This window comes from Deinococcus detaillensis (assembly GCF_007280555.1).
In the GTDB taxonomy this organism is placed as follows: Bacteria; Deinococcota; Deinococci; order Deinococcales; family Deinococcaceae; genus Deinococcus; species Deinococcus detaillensis.
Genome location: NZ_VKDB01000004.1, coordinates 201,236 through 216,219, shown reverse-complemented (window position 1 = coordinate 216,219; position 14,984 = coordinate 201,236). Strand labels below are relative to the sequence as shown.

13 protein-coding genes are annotated in these 14,984 nt (G+C 59.9%); 7 read left to right on the top strand and 6 right to left on the bottom strand.

Translation table 11 applies throughout. From position 1 onward, the window contains the following. The first annotated feature begins 101 nt into the window (after positions 1-101). Positions 102-1,490 carry an MFS transporter gene (locus FNU79_RS06565; RefSeq protein WP_143720067.1) on the top strand — a complete coding sequence of 463 codons (1,389 nt, stop codon included), beginning with the start codon at positions 102-104 and terminating at the stop codon, positions 1,488-1,490. A gap of 27 nt (positions 1,491-1,517) precedes the next feature. Here the strand turns inward: FNU79_RS06565 and FNU79_RS06560 are convergent, their stop codons facing one another. Further along, positions 1,518-4,019: a hypothetical protein gene (locus FNU79_RS06560; protein WP_143720066.1), complete on the bottom strand. Its 2,502-nt coding sequence runs from the start codon at positions 4,017-4,019 to the stop codon at positions 1,518-1,520. Positions 4,020-4,286: 267 nt separating this feature from the next. Between FNU79_RS06560 and FNU79_RS06555 the strand changes: the two genes are divergently transcribed. From FNU79_RS06555 to leuB, 4 genes are read left to right on the top strand one after another with little or no spacing between them, the layout of a single operon-like run. After that, complete coding sequence (locus tag FNU79_RS06555; protein WP_143720065.1) at positions 4,287-5,600, top strand: homoaconitate hydratase family protein; 1,314 nt, start codon at positions 4,287-4,289, stop codon at positions 5,598-5,600. A 35-nt stretch (positions 5,601-5,635) separates the two neighbouring features. Then, a complete protein-coding gene (locus FNU79_RS06550) occupies positions 5,636-6,865 on the top strand; it encodes a hypothetical protein (RefSeq protein WP_143720064.1) in 1,230 nt (409 codons plus the stop codon). Between the two features lies 1 nt (position 6,866). After that, a complete protein-coding gene (locus tag FNU79_RS06545; RefSeq protein ID WP_143720063.1) occupies positions 6,867-7,457 on the top strand; it encodes a 3-isopropylmalate dehydratase small subunit in 591 nt (196 codons plus the stop codon). Then, positions 7,450-8,487, top strand: a complete 1,038-nt coding sequence (gene leuB / locus FNU79_RS06540; RefSeq protein ID WP_143720062.1) for a 3-isopropylmalate dehydrogenase — start codon at positions 7,450-7,452, stop codon at positions 8,485-8,487. Before FNU79_RS06545 ends, leuB begins: the two co-directional genes overlap by 8 nt. A 428-nt stretch (positions 8,488-8,915) precedes the next feature. On the opposite strand, the gene FNU79_RS06535 is transcribed toward leuB, so the two are convergent. From FNU79_RS06535 to FNU79_RS06525, 3 genes are read right to left on the bottom strand one after another with little or no spacing between them, the layout of a single operon-like run. Further along, entirely contained in the window at positions 8,916-9,560 is a 645-nt protein-coding gene (locus FNU79_RS06535; RefSeq protein ID WP_143720061.1) for a PepSY-associated TM helix domain-containing protein, read from the bottom strand. Between the two features lie 6 nt (positions 9,561-9,566). After that, entirely contained in the window at positions 9,567-10,163 is a 597-nt protein-coding gene (locus FNU79_RS06530; protein ID WP_143720060.1) for a DUF2271 domain-containing protein, read from the bottom strand. A 53-nt stretch (positions 10,164-10,216) separates the two neighbouring features. Further along, complete coding sequence (locus FNU79_RS06525) at positions 10,217-11,167, bottom strand: FAD:protein FMN transferase (protein ID WP_143720059.1); 951 nt, start codon at positions 11,165-11,167, stop codon at positions 10,217-10,219. A gap of 160 nt (positions 11,168-11,327) precedes the next feature. Here FNU79_RS06525 and FNU79_RS06520 point away from each other — a divergent pair, with 160 nt between their 5' ends. Next, positions 11,328-12,110 carry a glucose 1-dehydrogenase gene (locus FNU79_RS06520; RefSeq protein WP_143720058.1) on the top strand — a complete coding sequence of 261 codons (783 nt, stop codon included), beginning with the start codon at positions 11,328-11,330 and terminating at the stop codon, positions 12,108-12,110. A 16-nt stretch (positions 12,111-12,126) separates the two neighbouring features. On the opposite strand, the gene FNU79_RS06515 is transcribed toward FNU79_RS06520, so the two are convergent. Beyond that, on the bottom strand, positions 12,127-13,404 hold the full coding sequence (locus FNU79_RS06515; protein ID WP_143720057.1) for an aminotransferase class I/II-fold pyridoxal phosphate-dependent enzyme: 1,278 nt from the start codon (positions 13,402-13,404) through the stop codon (positions 12,127-12,129). Positions 13,405-13,460: 56 nt separating this feature from the next. Between FNU79_RS06515 and FNU79_RS06510 the strand changes: the two genes are divergently transcribed. Next, positions 13,461-14,411 carry an NUDIX domain-containing protein gene (locus FNU79_RS06510; RefSeq protein ID WP_143720056.1) on the top strand — a complete coding sequence of 317 codons (951 nt, stop codon included), beginning with the start codon at positions 13,461-13,463 and terminating at the stop codon, positions 14,409-14,411. A gap of 80 nt (positions 14,412-14,491) precedes the next feature. Here FNU79_RS06510 and FNU79_RS06505 read toward each other — a convergent pair whose 3' ends face one another. Then, complete coding sequence (locus tag FNU79_RS06505; RefSeq protein ID WP_143720055.1) at positions 14,492-14,965, bottom strand: DUF3809 domain-containing protein; 474 nt, start codon at positions 14,963-14,965, stop codon at positions 14,492-14,494. Positions 14,966-14,984 lie beyond the last annotated feature (19 nt).

Sequence of the window (14,984 nt, the reverse complement as noted above, 5' to 3'; positions counted from 1 at the left end):
TCAAGCTTCCTAAAGGCGCTGACGGGGGGCATTTGGGGTGAGACAAGCTGAGTTTCACCGGCACTCATGTTTCCAATCTGATGCGGGCGCACGGTAAACTCATGCTCGTTGCCGCTCAGGCGTGGCGCGTCAAGACTTTCCGCGCTCTGCGCCACCCCAATTACCGCCGGTACTGGTTTTCACAGCTTCTCAGCTTGGTGGGATCGTGGATGCAGTCCACGGCCCAGTCGTACTTGGTCTTAGAACTGACCAACAACAACGCGGCGGCTCTTGGCTGGGTCACGGCAGCCCAGTTCACCCCGAGTTTGCTGCTGTCGCTGTTCGCCGGGGCCATTGTTGACCGGGTGCCGCGCCGCCGGGTGCTGATGTCGACCCAGATCACCTTGATGATCACCGCCATCATCTTGGCCATCACCACCCACCTCGGCTTGGTCAGCTTCGAGCTGGTGCTGATCTTGGCGGGGATCAGCGGGATAGCCAACGCCTTTGACATGCCGGCCCGTCAGAGCATGGTGGTGGACTTCGTGCCGCGTGAGGACGTGCCCAACGCGGTGGCGCTCAACAGCTTGTCGTTTAATGTCTCGCGCACTTTGGGGCAGGCCGTGTTTGGCGGGGTAGCGGCGCTGGGTGTGGCTTTGTTCGCCGGGCGCGGGGCGGCCAGCAGCTCCATCGAGGGCCTCGCGTTTCCCTTTTACCTGAACGTGGTGTCGTTCGGTTTGGTGATTTACGTGCTGGCGACTTTGCCGTTTCCGGCACGTGAAGTGGGCGGGCAGCGGGCGGTCATCGACGACATCAAAGAGGGCCTGCGCTACGTGCGTGCCACGCCCAATATCGCCGTGACGATGGTGCTGGTGGCGCTGCTGAGCTTAACGGCCATCAATTTCAACGTGATCATTCCGTATTTTGCCCGCGCTGTTTATAACCTGCGCGAAGGCGGTTTTGGGGCCATGAACGCCGCGTTCGGGGTGGGCGCGATGGTGGGGGCGCTGTGGCAAGCCTCGCAGGCCGATCCAGCCAAAAATTTGCGTTCCGGCGCAATAATTTTGATCATCAGCCTGGCGGTCTTTGCGCTGACGCCCTCGGCTTTGCTGGCCTCGTTGGTACTGGCCGTCTGCGGCTTCGGGATGCTGACTTTTTTGATCAGCGCCAACAGCACCGTGCAGCTCACCGTGCCCAACGCCCTGCGGGGCCGCGTGATGAGCCTGTATTCGCTGGTGCTGGCCGGAATGGGGCCGCCCGGAGCTTTGCTGGTCAGTTACCTGATTGACAAATCTGGCCCGCTGGGGCCGCGTCAGGGGTTGATCGTGGTGGGGGTGCTGGCGCTGCTGGCAGTGGTGGCGGTCTGGCGGCGGCTGCCCAGAGGCATGACACGCGCCGAAACACCATTGGAAGTGGCTCAGGCCGTGCAAGCTGGAACGTTGGAGGCCGGTAAAAAGCCGATGCAAGCGCCAGTGATGGGTGAGGGGGAATCAAAAAAAGCCGCTCCATGAGTGGGAGCGGCCTTGAAGGTTGGAGGGTTAGGGGGCGATATAGGCGACACGGGCGTCAACGCCGTTGCTGGTGACGGCCCACAGACCGCCTTTCGGTGCAGTCGTCAACGAAAAATTGCTGAGATCAGGCAGTTCTTTGAGAACAGCGCCGCTCGGGCTGATTCGCAGAATGGCAGTACGGTAAGTATCGGTGTAGATACCGGCACTTACCCATGAATTACCGTCCTTGTCCAACCCGTACAGTTTGCCGATTCTCCACTGACCTGTATTAACGCGGACAACTGTCTCGCTCGCCGTATCGAAACTTGCCAGTTGACTATTATCGATAAAATAAATTTTGTTGCCTACAGGGAAAAACGTATAAGGAATCTGAGCACCAGGCACACTGTACTTCTTAAGCGTCAGATCGTCGGTGTCAATGGTATACAGATTTTCATTTGAGGTAACCCAGACCTTGTCATCTTTAACGATCAGATTGCCGTTTATATTGTCGGTCCCAGGAACTTTTTCGGACTTTTGGTTGACCAAGTCTAGCCGGAAGATGCCGAAATAAGTTTCCCATGCACGCCGCTGGCCATCAAACTGATAACTGCCAGCGCAACCAGAAAATCCCCTCGGAGAAGAGTAGTGCTCTATCTTTCCGGTGACCGGATCGAGCCGTAGGTAGGGTTCTGTCTTTGCCCAGATCCCACCATCTTGACCGACGGTGACGTCGCAAGGCGGCTTTTCACTGTTGATGACGGTGCTTACCAAATCAGATGTGATTTTTTTGAAGCCGCTGTTGCCGCCGAGCCAAAGATTGTTCTGATTATCTACATTGCTGCGAATATCGTAGTTGTAGCTGACACCTGGTACAAGAATACTATGAGGATAGACGACCACTTTGTTCGATTGCTGTAATTTTATGCTGCCGCCTCGTGCTGTGACTGTGAAATCACTTTGGGCAATCTGAGCATTGGTACTTGCGCTGAGCGTAAGATTCGTGCTCACAGAATTGCCGGCTAAACTGACAGTTTTTGGCTGGACAGTGACGCCCTGAGGAAGATTGTCGGCAGTCAGGGTGACAGGGCCACTGTAGCCGTTAACGCTGTTGAGCGTCACGGGGAGATTGACTGTCTCACCGGGGTAAACGCTGAGAGAAAAGGTGTCGAGCCGCAAAGTAAAGCCATTACTGAGCACGTTGACAGTAAGAGGAACTTGTGATCTTTCTGCGCCAATGTCGACAGTGAGACTGAGGATACGTTGACCTACAACAGCGCTCGTTTCGGCACTGAGTGCAAAGGTAAAAGTTCGGCCCGCCTCCGTGAGATCACTAAAGGTTGTGATGGCTGAATTGAGTCCCGCTGTATTCCCACTCAAATAAAGGGAGGCATAACTGAGTGTGCCTTTGCTGGAACGCACTTTTCCACTAATTGTTACATCGCCGCCAGGAGAAACGCTGACGCTGTTTGAATCTAGTGTCAGAACGGCTGTTGGACTGGGTGCCTGAACTGCGTTATAAGTCAGCGTTGCGCTGCCCATTCCACCACTCAAGTCCACCGTCTGTGCAGCGGGTGGAGTGTAGCCCTCCACTGCGCCCGCTGTCACGGTGACGTTGGCACGGGGTAAATCCGTTAGAACTTTTCTTCCCGTCACGGTGCCATCAAACAAGACGCTTGTGCCCTGAGTGACTTCGATGGGCGCACTTGCAACACCGGTAACCGTCAGGGTCAAGCTGGCCTTCGTTGCTTGAACAACCGTGTAAGTCAGCGCTGCGCTGCCTGTTCCACTGCTCAAATCCACCGTTTGAGTTGCTGGGGCCGTGAAGCCGTTGACTGCGCCCGCTGTGACCGTCACACTGCCACGCGGCAAATCAGCCAGCACTTTACTTCCTGTAACTGTGCCTTCAAACAGCACTTTATTGCCTTGTCTGAGTGTGACTGGAGCGCTGGTCACGCCACTCACACTCACCGTCAAGCTGGCTTGTTTCAACTCAATAGCGTTGTAGGTCAGTGTGGTTGCCGCTGCCCCTTTAACTGCTACGGTCTGCGCGTCAGGCGTGACTTGGCCCTCTACAGCTTGCGGCGTCACGGTATATGTGCCGTATGACAAATCACCCAGCGTCTTGCTGCCCGTTATTACGTCGGCAAATACTTCTTTCCCTGCTCCGTCTTTGATCACTATTTTGGCGCTTGGAACGCCGGCTACCTTGATCAGCAAACTGCCTTTGAGCGGGCTAAATTCCAGCGTGGCGGCAATGTTGCCTTTGCCCAAATCAGCAGTCTGCATGGCAGGAGCAGCGTAGGTATCAGTATTGCTGGCAGTGACGGTATAAACGCCACGCTTGAGGCCAGTCAGCGTTTTGTTGCCAGTCACCGTGTCATCAAAGCTGACTTCGCCAGCGGCATTGGCAACTTTGACGTGTGCAGCGGTCACATTTTTAAGCATGATTGTGAGGTCAGCAGTCGGTGGCGGAGCGGTGTCGGACTTGCAAGCGGTGAGCGTCACCGTGAGGGCAAGCAGGGCAGTCAGAGAAGGAATAATCTTCATAAGGCTTTCACACTATACAAAATAAATTCATCTAGTTCTTAATTATCAGCAAGAGCCAATTGGACAGCTCCACCCTTGCCCCCCCGCTCCCAAAGCACTAGACTGCTCAGCATGTTGACCGCCCGCCAAGCCGGAGACGCCCACAAAGGCGTGCTTCTTCTTTGCTCGGGGCGGTGAGCGCAGGCCCTCGCGTTCGTCCACCGTCCCCGAACTCACTCGCAGTTCGGGGACTTTTTGTGGGCGGGAGCTGGGAGGAGGAGCAAGCACATGGGAATGACGATTGCCGAAAAAATTCTGGCGGCCCACAGCGGCCATACCACCCTCACGCCGGGCCAACTGATCGAGTGCCAAACCGATTGGGTGCTGTGCCACGAGATCACCACTCCCGCCGCCCTGCGGATGCTCGAAGAGCGCGGCATGGACAGGGTCTTTAACCCCGATCAGATCGTGGCGGTGCCGGATCATTCGGTTCCGGCCATGAACATCAAAGCTGCCCAGATGTACCAAAAGCTCAAAAGCTGGGTCAAAGAAAAAGGCATCAAGCACTTTTATGACGTGGGGCGCGGCGGCATTGCTCACGTCGTTCTCGAAAATACCGGCCTGATGAAGCCCGGCCAGACGCTGGTGTCGGGCGACTCGCACACCTGCAACGCCGGAGCGCTCGGCACGTTTGCCACGGGTGTCGGCAGCACCGACCTCGCCGGAGCCATCTACGCCGGCATGGTCTGGTTCAAAGTTCCCGAAACCATGCTGATTAAAGTCACCGGCCAGACCCAGCAGGGCGTCACCCCCAAAGATATCGTGCTGGAAGTCATCAAGCGCATCGGAGCCGATGGAGCCAACTACCTGGTGATGGAGTGGGTCGGCGACTATATCGACAATCTCGACATGGAAGGCCGTTTTACTTTGGCGAACATGGCCATCGAAGCGGGCGGCAAAACCGGTATCGTCGCCGTGGACGACACCACCCGCGCTTACATGGCCGAGCGCGGCGTCACCCCCGATCAGTACACCGAGTACCAGTCCGATCCCGACGCCAAATACAAAGTGATGGTTGAGGTGGACGCCAGCCAGGTCGAGCCGACGGTGGCTTACCCGAACATTCCCAGCAACGGACGGGTGGCGGGCAGCGACCACATCCCCGTGACCCACGCTTATGTCGGAAGCTGCACCAACGGGCGCATTTCTGATTTGCGCGACGTGGCCCGCATCCTGAAGGGCAACAAAGTCGCCGAGGGTGTGCAGATGATTGTGGTTCCGGCCACCCAACTGATCTGGAAGCAGGCGGCGCAAGAAGGCCTGCTCGAAATCTTCGTGGACGCGGGCGCGAGCGTCTCGTATCCGTCGTGCGGCGCGTGTTTGGGCATGCACTCGGGCGTGCTGGGGCCGAACGACGTGTGTATTTCGAGCACCAACCGCAACTTCGTGGGCCGGATGGGCGATCCTTCGGCGGCCATTTATCTGGCCTCGCCCGCGACGGTGGCGGCCAGCGCGGTGGCGGGCTTTATCGCTGATCCCCGCGCTTACAATCACACCTTGCCCAACACGTCTGCTCAGGTCACGGGCGGGGCGGCAGACTGATGGGAGATGCCAAACGCCGTAAAGCTTTGGGGTTGATGCCCACTGTCTATCCTTTTGAAGTTTTGCTCGACCGAGAAGGCGAACTGACCCCGGTGAGCTTGCCCGAGGTCCAGTTACAGCGCCAGCAGATCATCAAGGCGCTGGAGCACTTGCCGCGCGGCGCGTACTGGGATCAGATGTACCGCACTGACTTCGTCTCAGCGGGAATGCCGGAAGAGCGCTTGATTACCCGTGAGGACGTGGAAAAAATTCCCGTGCCGCCGCGCCGCCGCATTCTGGGTGAGCTGGCGGTGTGGCCTGCGGGCAATCACCAAGATGAACCCGGCGAAATCAAAGTGGAAGGCGCTGAAAACACCTGGGTCAAAATCCGCAGCCGCCAGCACGCCTTTGAGAATCAGACCTGGCAGCAGTTCTCCGAGCCGGAAGACCCTGCCGAGATGCTCGGCTACCTTTTTCAGCATCCCGCCTTGCAGCTTGAGGGCGATGGGGTAGGCCGCTACAGCGCTGAGCAGTCCAGTGACGGCTCAATCACCTGGACGCCCCAGCCGCCGGAAGACCTCAAGAACGCGCTGACGACGTTTGTTCAGCGCTGGCACGGCGAAACGCCTGAAGAGTGGGCCGAGATTCACGCCGAGCGTCTGGAGCAAGGCCCAGACGAGGTTCAAACAGGCGAGGCCCAAACGCCCAGCGCCCTCAAATCCGGCTTTGAGCTTCGCCAGCCCGCGCCGCTGAGATCGTTTTTTGCCCCGCCCTTTGACTTCGTGGGCCCGTTCGAGGCTTATCCGCTGGCCGAGGAGCAAGCCTACTCGCTTGACGGCGGCCAAACGTGGCAAGACTATCCGGTGAATGAACCGGAAGACGATGACGGTGAATTTGGTGATTTCACCGACGTGGATACCTTCACGGCGACCATATGGGCGGACGGACGGATGGACTGGCCCAAGGACGCTTTAGACGCTTCGCTCGCGCCGCGCCTGAGCGCCGACTTGCAAAAATACACCGGAGCGGACGACCCACAAAACTGGAAAAGCTACACCGAGGGCGTGCTGAAATCGTTCTACGAAATTGAAGACGAAAACCAGGACTTGCCGCAAGTCCAAGCCATCAAGATCAATGTGCCGAACGATCTCTACGAGGATGAAGACAGTAGCGATTCATTTGAAGCTCAGGTCATCGAAGACGAGATCAGCTTTGACGGCGAGACTTGGCACGATCTCTACGAAGATTTGCCGGATGAACTCATGAGCGCCAGCGAGGAACAGTAAAATGCCCAGAGTCCATGTCTTTGCCCGCGATCACATCAATACCGACGAAATTATTCCGGCCCGCCACCTGACCACTGACATCGAATCTGAACTCGCCAAATTTGCGATGGAAGATTACGACAAGGACTTTGTTAACCGCGTCAAGCCCGGCGACATTATGGTGACGGGATCAGATTTCGGCTGCGGTTCCTCACGTGAACACGCGGTCTGGTGCCTGCGCGGGGCGGGCATCAGCGCCATCTTAGCGCCCAACTTCGCCCGCATTTTTTACCGCAACGCCATCAACAACGGCTTTTTGGCCCTCGAGTCCGAAGACGTGGTGGCCGCTTTCGAGGACGGCGACGAGGCCGACATTGACCTCGCCACCGGCAAAATCACCAACCAGCGCACCGGCCAGAGCGTGGCCTTCTCGCCGGTGCCGCAGTTCGCGCTGGACGTCAAGGCGGCGGGTGGCTGGCTGGAATACATGCGTGACCACTCCAAAGCGGAGTTGGAAGCCGAAACCCTGAACGCCGAAAGCACCGAGGCTGGACACGGTCACGCTGGGCATGACAGCGACGAGAACCCCGCACCCGGAACCCAGCGTGCCTAAAGTTGTTGTCTTGCCCGGTGACGGGATTGGCCCGGAAGTCTGCGCCAGCGCTGTGGAAGTGCTGCAAAAAGTCGCGCCGGATGTGCAGCTGGAATACCACCTGCTCGGCGGCGGCGCTTATGACCAGACCGGCTCGCCGTTTCCCGACGCTACCCGCGAGGCAGTCCTGAGTTGTGACGCGGTGCTGCTCGGCACGGTGGGCGGAGCGCAAAACTCGCCTTGGAACAGCCTGCCGCGCCCCTTACGGCCCGAATCGGGCTTGCTGCAACTGCGAAAGGCTCTGGGCGTGTACGCCAACTTGCGGCCCGTCAAGGTGATGCCGGGGCTGGAAAGCTTATCGCCGCTACGCGAAGACCTCGCCAAGCAAGTGGACGTACTGATCGTGCGCGAACTGCTCGGCGGCGCTTACTTCGACCCCCGCCGCGCCATCGATGGTGACGCCGCCTACAACACCATCGGCTACTCGAAGTTGGAGGTTGACCGCGTGGCCCGCGTCGCTTTTGAAGCGGCCAAAACCCGTAAGGGCGAAGTCACCAGTGTGGACAAAGCCAATGTGCTGGAAGTCTCGGAGCTGTGGCGCGGCGTAGTGCAGCACCTCCACGACACCGAATATCCAGACATCAAGCTGGAACACGAGTACGTGGACTCGGTGGCGATGCTGCTGGTCAAAACGCCGGGCCGCTACGACGTGATCGTGACCGAGAATCTGTTCGGTGACATTTTGTCCGACCTCGCCGCCGTGATTCCCGGTTCGCTGGGCGTGATGCCCTCGGCCAGCCTCGGCGACGGCCCCGGCCTCTATGAGCCGATTCACGGCAGCGCTCCTGACATTGCCGGAAAGGGCATCGCCAATCCCAGCGGCACCATCTTGAGCGTGGCGATGCTGCTGAGGCACTCGCTGGGCCGCGACGCCGAGGCAAAGCGCATCGAAGACGCCGTGCAAGCCGCACTCACCGAAGTCCGCACGCCGGATTTGGGTGGCAAGGGCACGACGCAGGAATTGGGCGCGGCGGTGCTGGCAAGGCTTTGAGCTGACGGAGTGTCAGGAGTTAGATAGTACCTATTTTCTAGGGAGTGTCAGCCAATTTACGTCTCTCCTGCGGAGCTGTGGCAGTCCCAGTCTTCCTCCGTTTTGAAGTTAACCTTCGCTTTCCCATTTTGAAAACTGGGCAGATACGAAACGCAGCGGCCAGAATCTAGACGAATGGCCAATCGTGGAGAACGTGGGAGGAAATACCCAGCAGGAACGCCGCGAAGACACAGTGCTGAGGCAGCGACCTGCTCCCTCGCCTCACCGGGGCGGAGGCTTCTTAGGTAGAACGGACGCCCTTGAGGACGCCTTCCCGCTGGGGATGGGGAAGCAAATGCGAAAGCCCAAAGCCAGCGCCCCACCACGAGCCGCTAAAAGAAAGCAGCCGCCTGACCAACTCCACAGGCGGCTGCTTTTTGATGCCAACCCTACATCGCCCGCCACATCAGTAACCCCATGACCGCCCCGCCCACCACGATGCTGATGAGCGAAGCCGTGCGGACTTTTCTCAAATACAGCATGATGCCCAGCCCCGTCAGCGCCACCACCATCAAGAAAATGCCGGAAGCGTCGATAAACCACAGCCACGCTCCGCCGGAATTCTTGCCCCGGTGAAAATCGTTGGCGACAGCCAGTGCGCCCTGTGCGTCCACATTGACCGAGTATTTGCCGCTCTGGTCAAACTGCACGTCGGCGCTGTAACCCGGTGTGCGGAAGCTCAGCCCGCCGATGCCACCCTGATACTGAAAGTCGCTGGCAATGCCGTGGAGGCCGTACTTGGCCCGCAAAAACTCGGCGATGCTCAGCGCGTCGGCCGTGCCGTTTTTTTGCCAGCTTGCCGGTAAGCTGCCGCTGAATTGTTGTTGCTTTTCCACGCCGCCGAATGTCCAATCCGGGTGGTTGAGGGTCACGCCCGTGCCCGCAAAAAACAAAATCAGCAGCAAGCTGAACATGGAAATATAGGTGTGCAGCCAGCGCAGCCAGCTATTCAAACTGGCTTTGAGCGTACGCGGGCGGCGTATAGGCTTGGCAGGCGGCGTGTCGGTGGCGTCGGTATTTATGGTTGGCGGCATCAGGACTTACGCCTTCTTGCGGTAATCCACAGTGACGCTGCTCAAATCGGCGTCGCTGCCGCTGTCCAGCGTCTTTTTGAGCGGAGTCGTCCCCAGCGTGATCTTCTCGCGCACCAAGCCGTAAGGGCCGTGCTCGCGGGCATTTTCGACGCACACGAAGTAATCGCCCTGCGCTGCTGGCTTTTTGGCATCGGTTCTGCCGTCCCACACCAAGCTGTAGCTGCCGGGGTTGCGGGTCGGGCTGGAGACGGTGGCGACCAGATCGCTGCTCTGGGAAAACCAGCGCCTCAAGTCGGAAAGGTAGCGGGCGTGGCGGTTGGTTTCGGCCCATAAGCTGAGTGTCCGCACCGGATTGCCCTGCGCGTCTTCGATGTAGACGGCCACGTAGGGGCGGTTGTACCGGAAACCGCTGGGGGCGGCCAAAGTCAAGTTGACGGCCAATTCCATGGTGCTGGGCAGCGCGGCGGGTGCGGCAGCAGCGGAAGCCGAAGTCACGCCGAGGCGAGATAAGGTCAGTGTGGCAGCGGCGGCGACGCTCAGCTTGAGGGCGCGTTCCAGAAAGTGGCGGCGGGTTTGGGGATTGGACGCTTTGAAATCGGTCATGGTGGCTCCTCCGAGCAGTAAAATAAGGGTGGCGTAAGGAAGTAAAACGGGGGTTAGAAAGTCGGCGTTGAGCTAGGGGTTTGATGTCGTCGCCAAAAGGCATTGCTGCACTGCTCAGCACTGCCGCCCTGAATTTCCTGCAAAATCAGCACGCCCACATTCGGCAGCGAGTCCGCGAGCCGCAGACTTTCTTCTGTGCCTAGCACTAAAAAGGCGGTGGCCAGTGCGTCGGCCTCGGCGCAGGTCTTCGCCAGCACCGAGACGCTGCTGTGGGACGTGAGCGGCTGCCCACTGCGCGGATCGAGGATATGCGCTCCCCGGTGACTCAGGCCACTGGTGGCTACCGCTTGGTTGCTCAGGCGCACAAACGCCAGCGGCTCCCGGTTGTCGGCCAAGCGGCCGGGCGCTTCGATGCCCACCGGCACGCTCTGAGCGCCGAGATGCCGCACGTCGCCGCCGATATTGAGCACGACTTCCCGAACGCCCGCCACCTGAAAAGCCGCCTGAGCCGCCGCGTCGGTGATGAAGCCTTTGGCGTGCGCATTGAAATTCAGCGTCAGCTCAGTGTGAAGCGTGACGTGCTGGTGCTCAAGCGTCCAGAGCGGTTGGCGCATCTGCTCCAGCACGTCACTTAAAGTTTGAATGTCCGGCTCGCCCACTGCCCACAGCCGCGCCAGGGTATCCGCCGCCGGATGAAACGCGCCGCCCGTCAGTGCCATGATTTGCTGGGCTTGGGTGAGCAACGCCGCGAACTCCGGCGATACACGGACGGGCTGCCCGCGCCGGTGGTGCAGCCGGTTGAGTTCACTGCCCGGTAAGAAGCGGCTGAAGACCTGCTCTAATCTTTCGAGTTCGGCCAGAAGTTGGGTTTCTGCTGCGTCAAGCTGGGCTTCACTGCCTGCCACCAGTTGCAGTTCCAGCGCCGTGCCGAGAACGCCCTCATAGTGACGCAAACGTCGTTTGGCGCGAGGTTTGAAGGAGTGGGGGAGAGTAGGCCAGGGCATGACCCGGTTAGTCTGGCGGAGCAATGTGAAGATTTTTCGCAGCTCAGATATGGTTTTGCTCTTCAAACGGCGTTTATGGTCTCTGATCTGCGGCTCATTCTCAAACCAAGCCCGGTGGATTTCATTTTCTCTCACCCCAATTCACTCCAAGCTAAGTGGTATGGACATCACTTTGAACAATCAGCGTGCCCTTGTCACAGGAGCCAACTCAGGCATTGGAGAAGCGGTGGTGCGCGGGCTGGCCGCGTCGGGAGCGCGGGTGGTCGTCAATTATGTTTCTCACCCCGAAGCCGCCGACAAAATCGTGCAAGACATTCAGGCGGCCGGCGGCGAGGCGTTTAGCGTGCTGGCCGATGTCAGCGATCCGGCGCAGGCGGCCGCCATGTTTGCCCAAATAGACAGCCACTACGGCGGCCTGGACATTTTGGTCAACAATGCCGGCATCGACGGAGCGCACGCCCTGAGTTGGGACGCCGATCCCGCCGCTTGGCTCAGGGTGCTTCAGATCAACTTGTTCGGCTCGTTTTTGTGCGCCCAGCAAGCCCTCAAACGGATGGTGCCGCAAAAGAGCGGCGTGATTCTCAATATCACCAGCGTGCATGACCAGATTGCTTGGAGCGGATACAGCGCTTACACCGCCAGCAAAGGCGGCGAAAGCATGATGATGAAGACCTTGGCCCAAGAAGCCGCTCCGTTTGGTGTGCGGGTGCTGGCGGTGGCCCCCGGCGCGGTTCGCACGCCGATCAATCAAAGTGTTTGGGGGAGTCCCACCACGCTGGCCGACCTCCTGACCAAAATTCCACTGGGGCGCATGGGCGAAACCACTGACATTGCCAACATGGTGGTGTTTTTGTGTTCGGCGCAGGCCAGTTACGTCACCGGAACGACCATTTATGTAGACGGCGCGATGACCGATTTTCCGGCGTTCTCACACGGAGGATAGAAGCCTCTAAGCCGCTTTAGCTGAGCGCCCGCTCCAAATCCGCTTGCAAGTCGGCCAGAGACTCCACGCCGACGCTCATGCGGATGCTCTGCGGCGTCACGCCGGCGGCGCGGCGGGCGGCTTCGGGCATTTTGCCGTGGGTGGTCGTCCAGGGATGCACCACCAGCGTGCGGGTATCGCCCAAGTTGGGGGCCATCCGGATGACCTTGAGTCGCGACAAAAATTCTTCGGGACGCGCCACTTCAAATGACATGACGGCCCCGAAGCCGCCGCTGAGGTACTGCTGGCCGAGGGCGTGAAACTCGCTGCCCTCAAGGCCCGGATAATTGACCCGCCCCACGCCCACGTGCCCTTCCAAAAACTCAGCCAGCGCCAAAGCCGTTTCGCATTCCCGCGTGAGGCGCAGCGACAAGGTTTCCAAGCCCTGAGCGATGGCGTAGGCACTTTGCGGCGGCAAAATCATGCCGAGTTGCGAAGCGCCGAACCAGCGCTGCCGCCAAGCCAATGCGCCCGCGCCCCGCGCTTCCAGCAAACTGGGTTCGCCGTCGGTATAGATGGCATTGCGGGTCAGGCTGTGCCGCTCACCCACCGTGACGCTGCCGCCCAGCACCGAGCCGTGTCCTCCGGCCCATTTGGTCAAGCTGTGGGTCACCATGTCGGCCCCAAAGTCCAGCGGGCAGCACAGTAGGCCCACCCCGCCCCAGGTGTTGTCCACGCCCAGCAAGGCTCCCTGCGCGTGGGCGATCTTGGCCAGGGCGCTCAGATCGGCCACGTCGGCGGCGGGGTTGCCGATGGTTTCGGCCCAGATGAGTTTGGTGTTCGTCTGCATGGCGGCTTTCACGGCGTCGGGGGTATTCGGCACCAAGCTGGCCGTAATGCCCATCAGCGGCAAAACATTGCTGAGCATCGCCACCGAGCCGCCAAATAAACTGCTGGTCGCCACGATGTGGTCTCCGGCGCGGCAAGCACTCAAGAACGCCGTGAAGCTGGCGGCCTGCCCGCTGCTGAGGCAGACCGTCTCTTGGCCCGCTTCCAGCGCGGTGATGCGGCGCTCCAGCGCTTTGACAGTGGGGTTTTGGATACGCGAGTAACTGCTGCCCGTGTTGGTCTGAAACTCTCCGGCGGCGGCCTCTAAGCTGTCAAACTGAAAAGCGGCCATCTGCTGAATCGGAATGCCCACGCCCACGCCTGTTCCGCGCCCGATGCCGGTGTGGACGGCTAAAGTGTCATACGAAAGGTCGGCGGCGAGTTCGGGCGGCAAATCAAGGGCGGCGTCATAATTAGGCGGAGTCATGCCCTGATGCTAACCCTCCTGAGCCGTGAGCAAGAGCAGACGGCTAGAGTGTGTGGGTGTCTTATCTCTCCGAACTCCGCGCCGCCCTCGGTACTCGGCCCCTGTTCAGCGTCGGTGCCAGCGCCACCGTGCAAGATGAAACGCGGCGGGTACTGCTTCAGCGGCGCGGCGACGACGGCTTGTGGGGCTTACCGGGCGGCGGCTTGGAGTTGGGCGAAACCTTTGAAGGGGCCGCCCGCCGCGAGCTAAACGAGGAAACCGGACTCGATACGCTGCTCACTTTCTGGCAAGCCGTCAGCGGCCCGCACCTGTATCACCGCTACCCCAACGGCGATCAAGTGTACTTCGTGGGTGGGCTGTGCCGGGGCCACTTGCCCGCCGCCGCGCTTGCCCAGGCCGCTCCCGACGACTCCGGCGAAACGCTGGAGCTGGCTTGGTTTGACCTCGCCGAATTGCCGGTTATCAGCGCCAATGTCAACAAGCAAACGCTCAGCTTGCTGCGTTCGGAAGTGGGACTGCCGCCGCTGCCGCTGGATTGGGTGCCGCCCAAGCCCACCGGCGAACATCTGCGCGAGCTGCGGGCCGTGGTGGGGCCGCGCCCGCTGTTTGCTCCCGGCGCAAATGTGCTGCTACGGGATGAGCGGGGGAGGGTGCTGCTGCTCAGAAGTGCTGATACGCGGCGCTGGACTTTGCCGGGCGGCAGTATGGAACTTGGCGAAACCTTCGAGCAGGCTGCCCGACGCGAACTGAGGGAAGAAACCGGACTGGAGGTGGGCGAACTCAGGCCGCTCAAACTCTACATCGGGCCGGAGTACCGCTTTACTTATCCTCACGGCGACGTGGTGGACAACGTATCCCAGCTTTTTGAGGGACAGTTTATGGGCGGCGCTCTGACGTTACCTGCTGACGAGATCACCGAGGCGGCTTGGTTCGCGCTAGGTCAGTTGCCGAGCGCTGAGGAGTTGAGCGGGCCGCTGATCAAGGCTCATCTAAGAGAGTGGGTTTGAGGGAGAAGAGGGGTGCAAAGTGGAAGTTCTCTCTTTCCTCTTCAAAAGGGTAGAGGGGTGAGTGAGCGTCAGCGGCCACTCTAAAACCCGCCCTCCAGCGCTTCCCCCACCGCTCTCGGCAATTCCTGGGCCACCCGCGCGATGGTGCGTGAAGCGGCGGCCCTGACCATCTTCTCAAAAGCCTCGCCGCCCCACTTTTCGGCGGTGGGCATCTGCAAGTGAGCGCGGAACACGAAGACGTAGGCCAAGGCCGCTTCCTTCAGTTGTCCTTCGCCTCCGACTTCAATCCAAGCCCGCTCATTTTCTAAGGCTTGGGGAATCAGGCGTGCGCCCAGCGGCGTAACGTCCAGCACACTGAAAAAGGGCAAGGTCACTTCGCCGAGCATCGGAAGCTGCACTGCCAGCACGCCGCGCACCTCGTGGCCGCTGACCGCCAACTCGCGCAAAAAGCGCACCTTGGCGAGTGAGCGGGCCGGGTCGCGCAAAAACGCCAACGCAGTGGCGTCGTCGGCGGGCGCGGGCAATTCAAAGCGTTCGCTCGCTTCAACGATCAAAAGCGCTCCGTGAGCTGCT

What these genes read in the sequence shown, in the direction of transcription:
- FNU79_RS06520 (WP_143720058.1), top strand. Translation starts at nt 11,328, where the DNA reads ATGGACATCACTTTGAACAATCAGCGTGCCCTTGTCACAGGAGCCAAC.
- FNU79_RS06555 (WP_143720065.1), top strand. Translation starts at nt 4,287, where the DNA reads ATGGGAATGACGATTGCCGAAAAAATTCTGGCGGCCCACAGCGGCCAT.
- FNU79_RS06525 (WP_143720059.1), bottom strand. Translation starts at nt 11,167, where the DNA reads ATGCCCTGGCCTACTCTCCCCCACTCCTTCAAACCTCGCGCCAAACGA.
- FNU79_RS06565 (WP_143720067.1), top strand. Translation starts at nt 102, where the DNA reads ATGCTCGTTGCCGCTCAGGCGTGGCGCGTCAAGACTTTCCGCGCTCTG.
- FNU79_RS06535 (WP_143720061.1), bottom strand. Translation starts at nt 9,560, where the DNA reads ATGCCGCCAACCATAAATACCGACGCCACCGACACGCCGCCTGCCAAG.
- FNU79_RS06515 (WP_143720057.1), bottom strand. Translation starts at nt 13,404, where the DNA reads ATGACTCCGCCTAATTATGACGCCGCCCTTGATTTGCCGCCCGAACTC.
- FNU79_RS06550 (WP_143720064.1), top strand. Translation starts at nt 5,636, where the DNA reads ATGCCCACTGTCTATCCTTTTGAAGTTTTGCTCGACCGAGAAGGCGAA.
- FNU79_RS06530 (WP_143720060.1), bottom strand. Translation starts at nt 10,163, where the DNA reads ATGACCGATTTCAAAGCGTCCAATCCCCAAACCCGCCGCCACTTTCTG.
- FNU79_RS06560 (WP_143720066.1), bottom strand. Translation starts at nt 4,019, where the DNA reads ATGAAGATTATTCCTTCTCTGACTGCCCTGCTTGCCCTCACGGTGACG.
- FNU79_RS06545 (WP_143720063.1), top strand. Translation starts at nt 6,867, where the DNA reads ATGCCCAGAGTCCATGTCTTTGCCCGCGATCACATCAATACCGACGAA.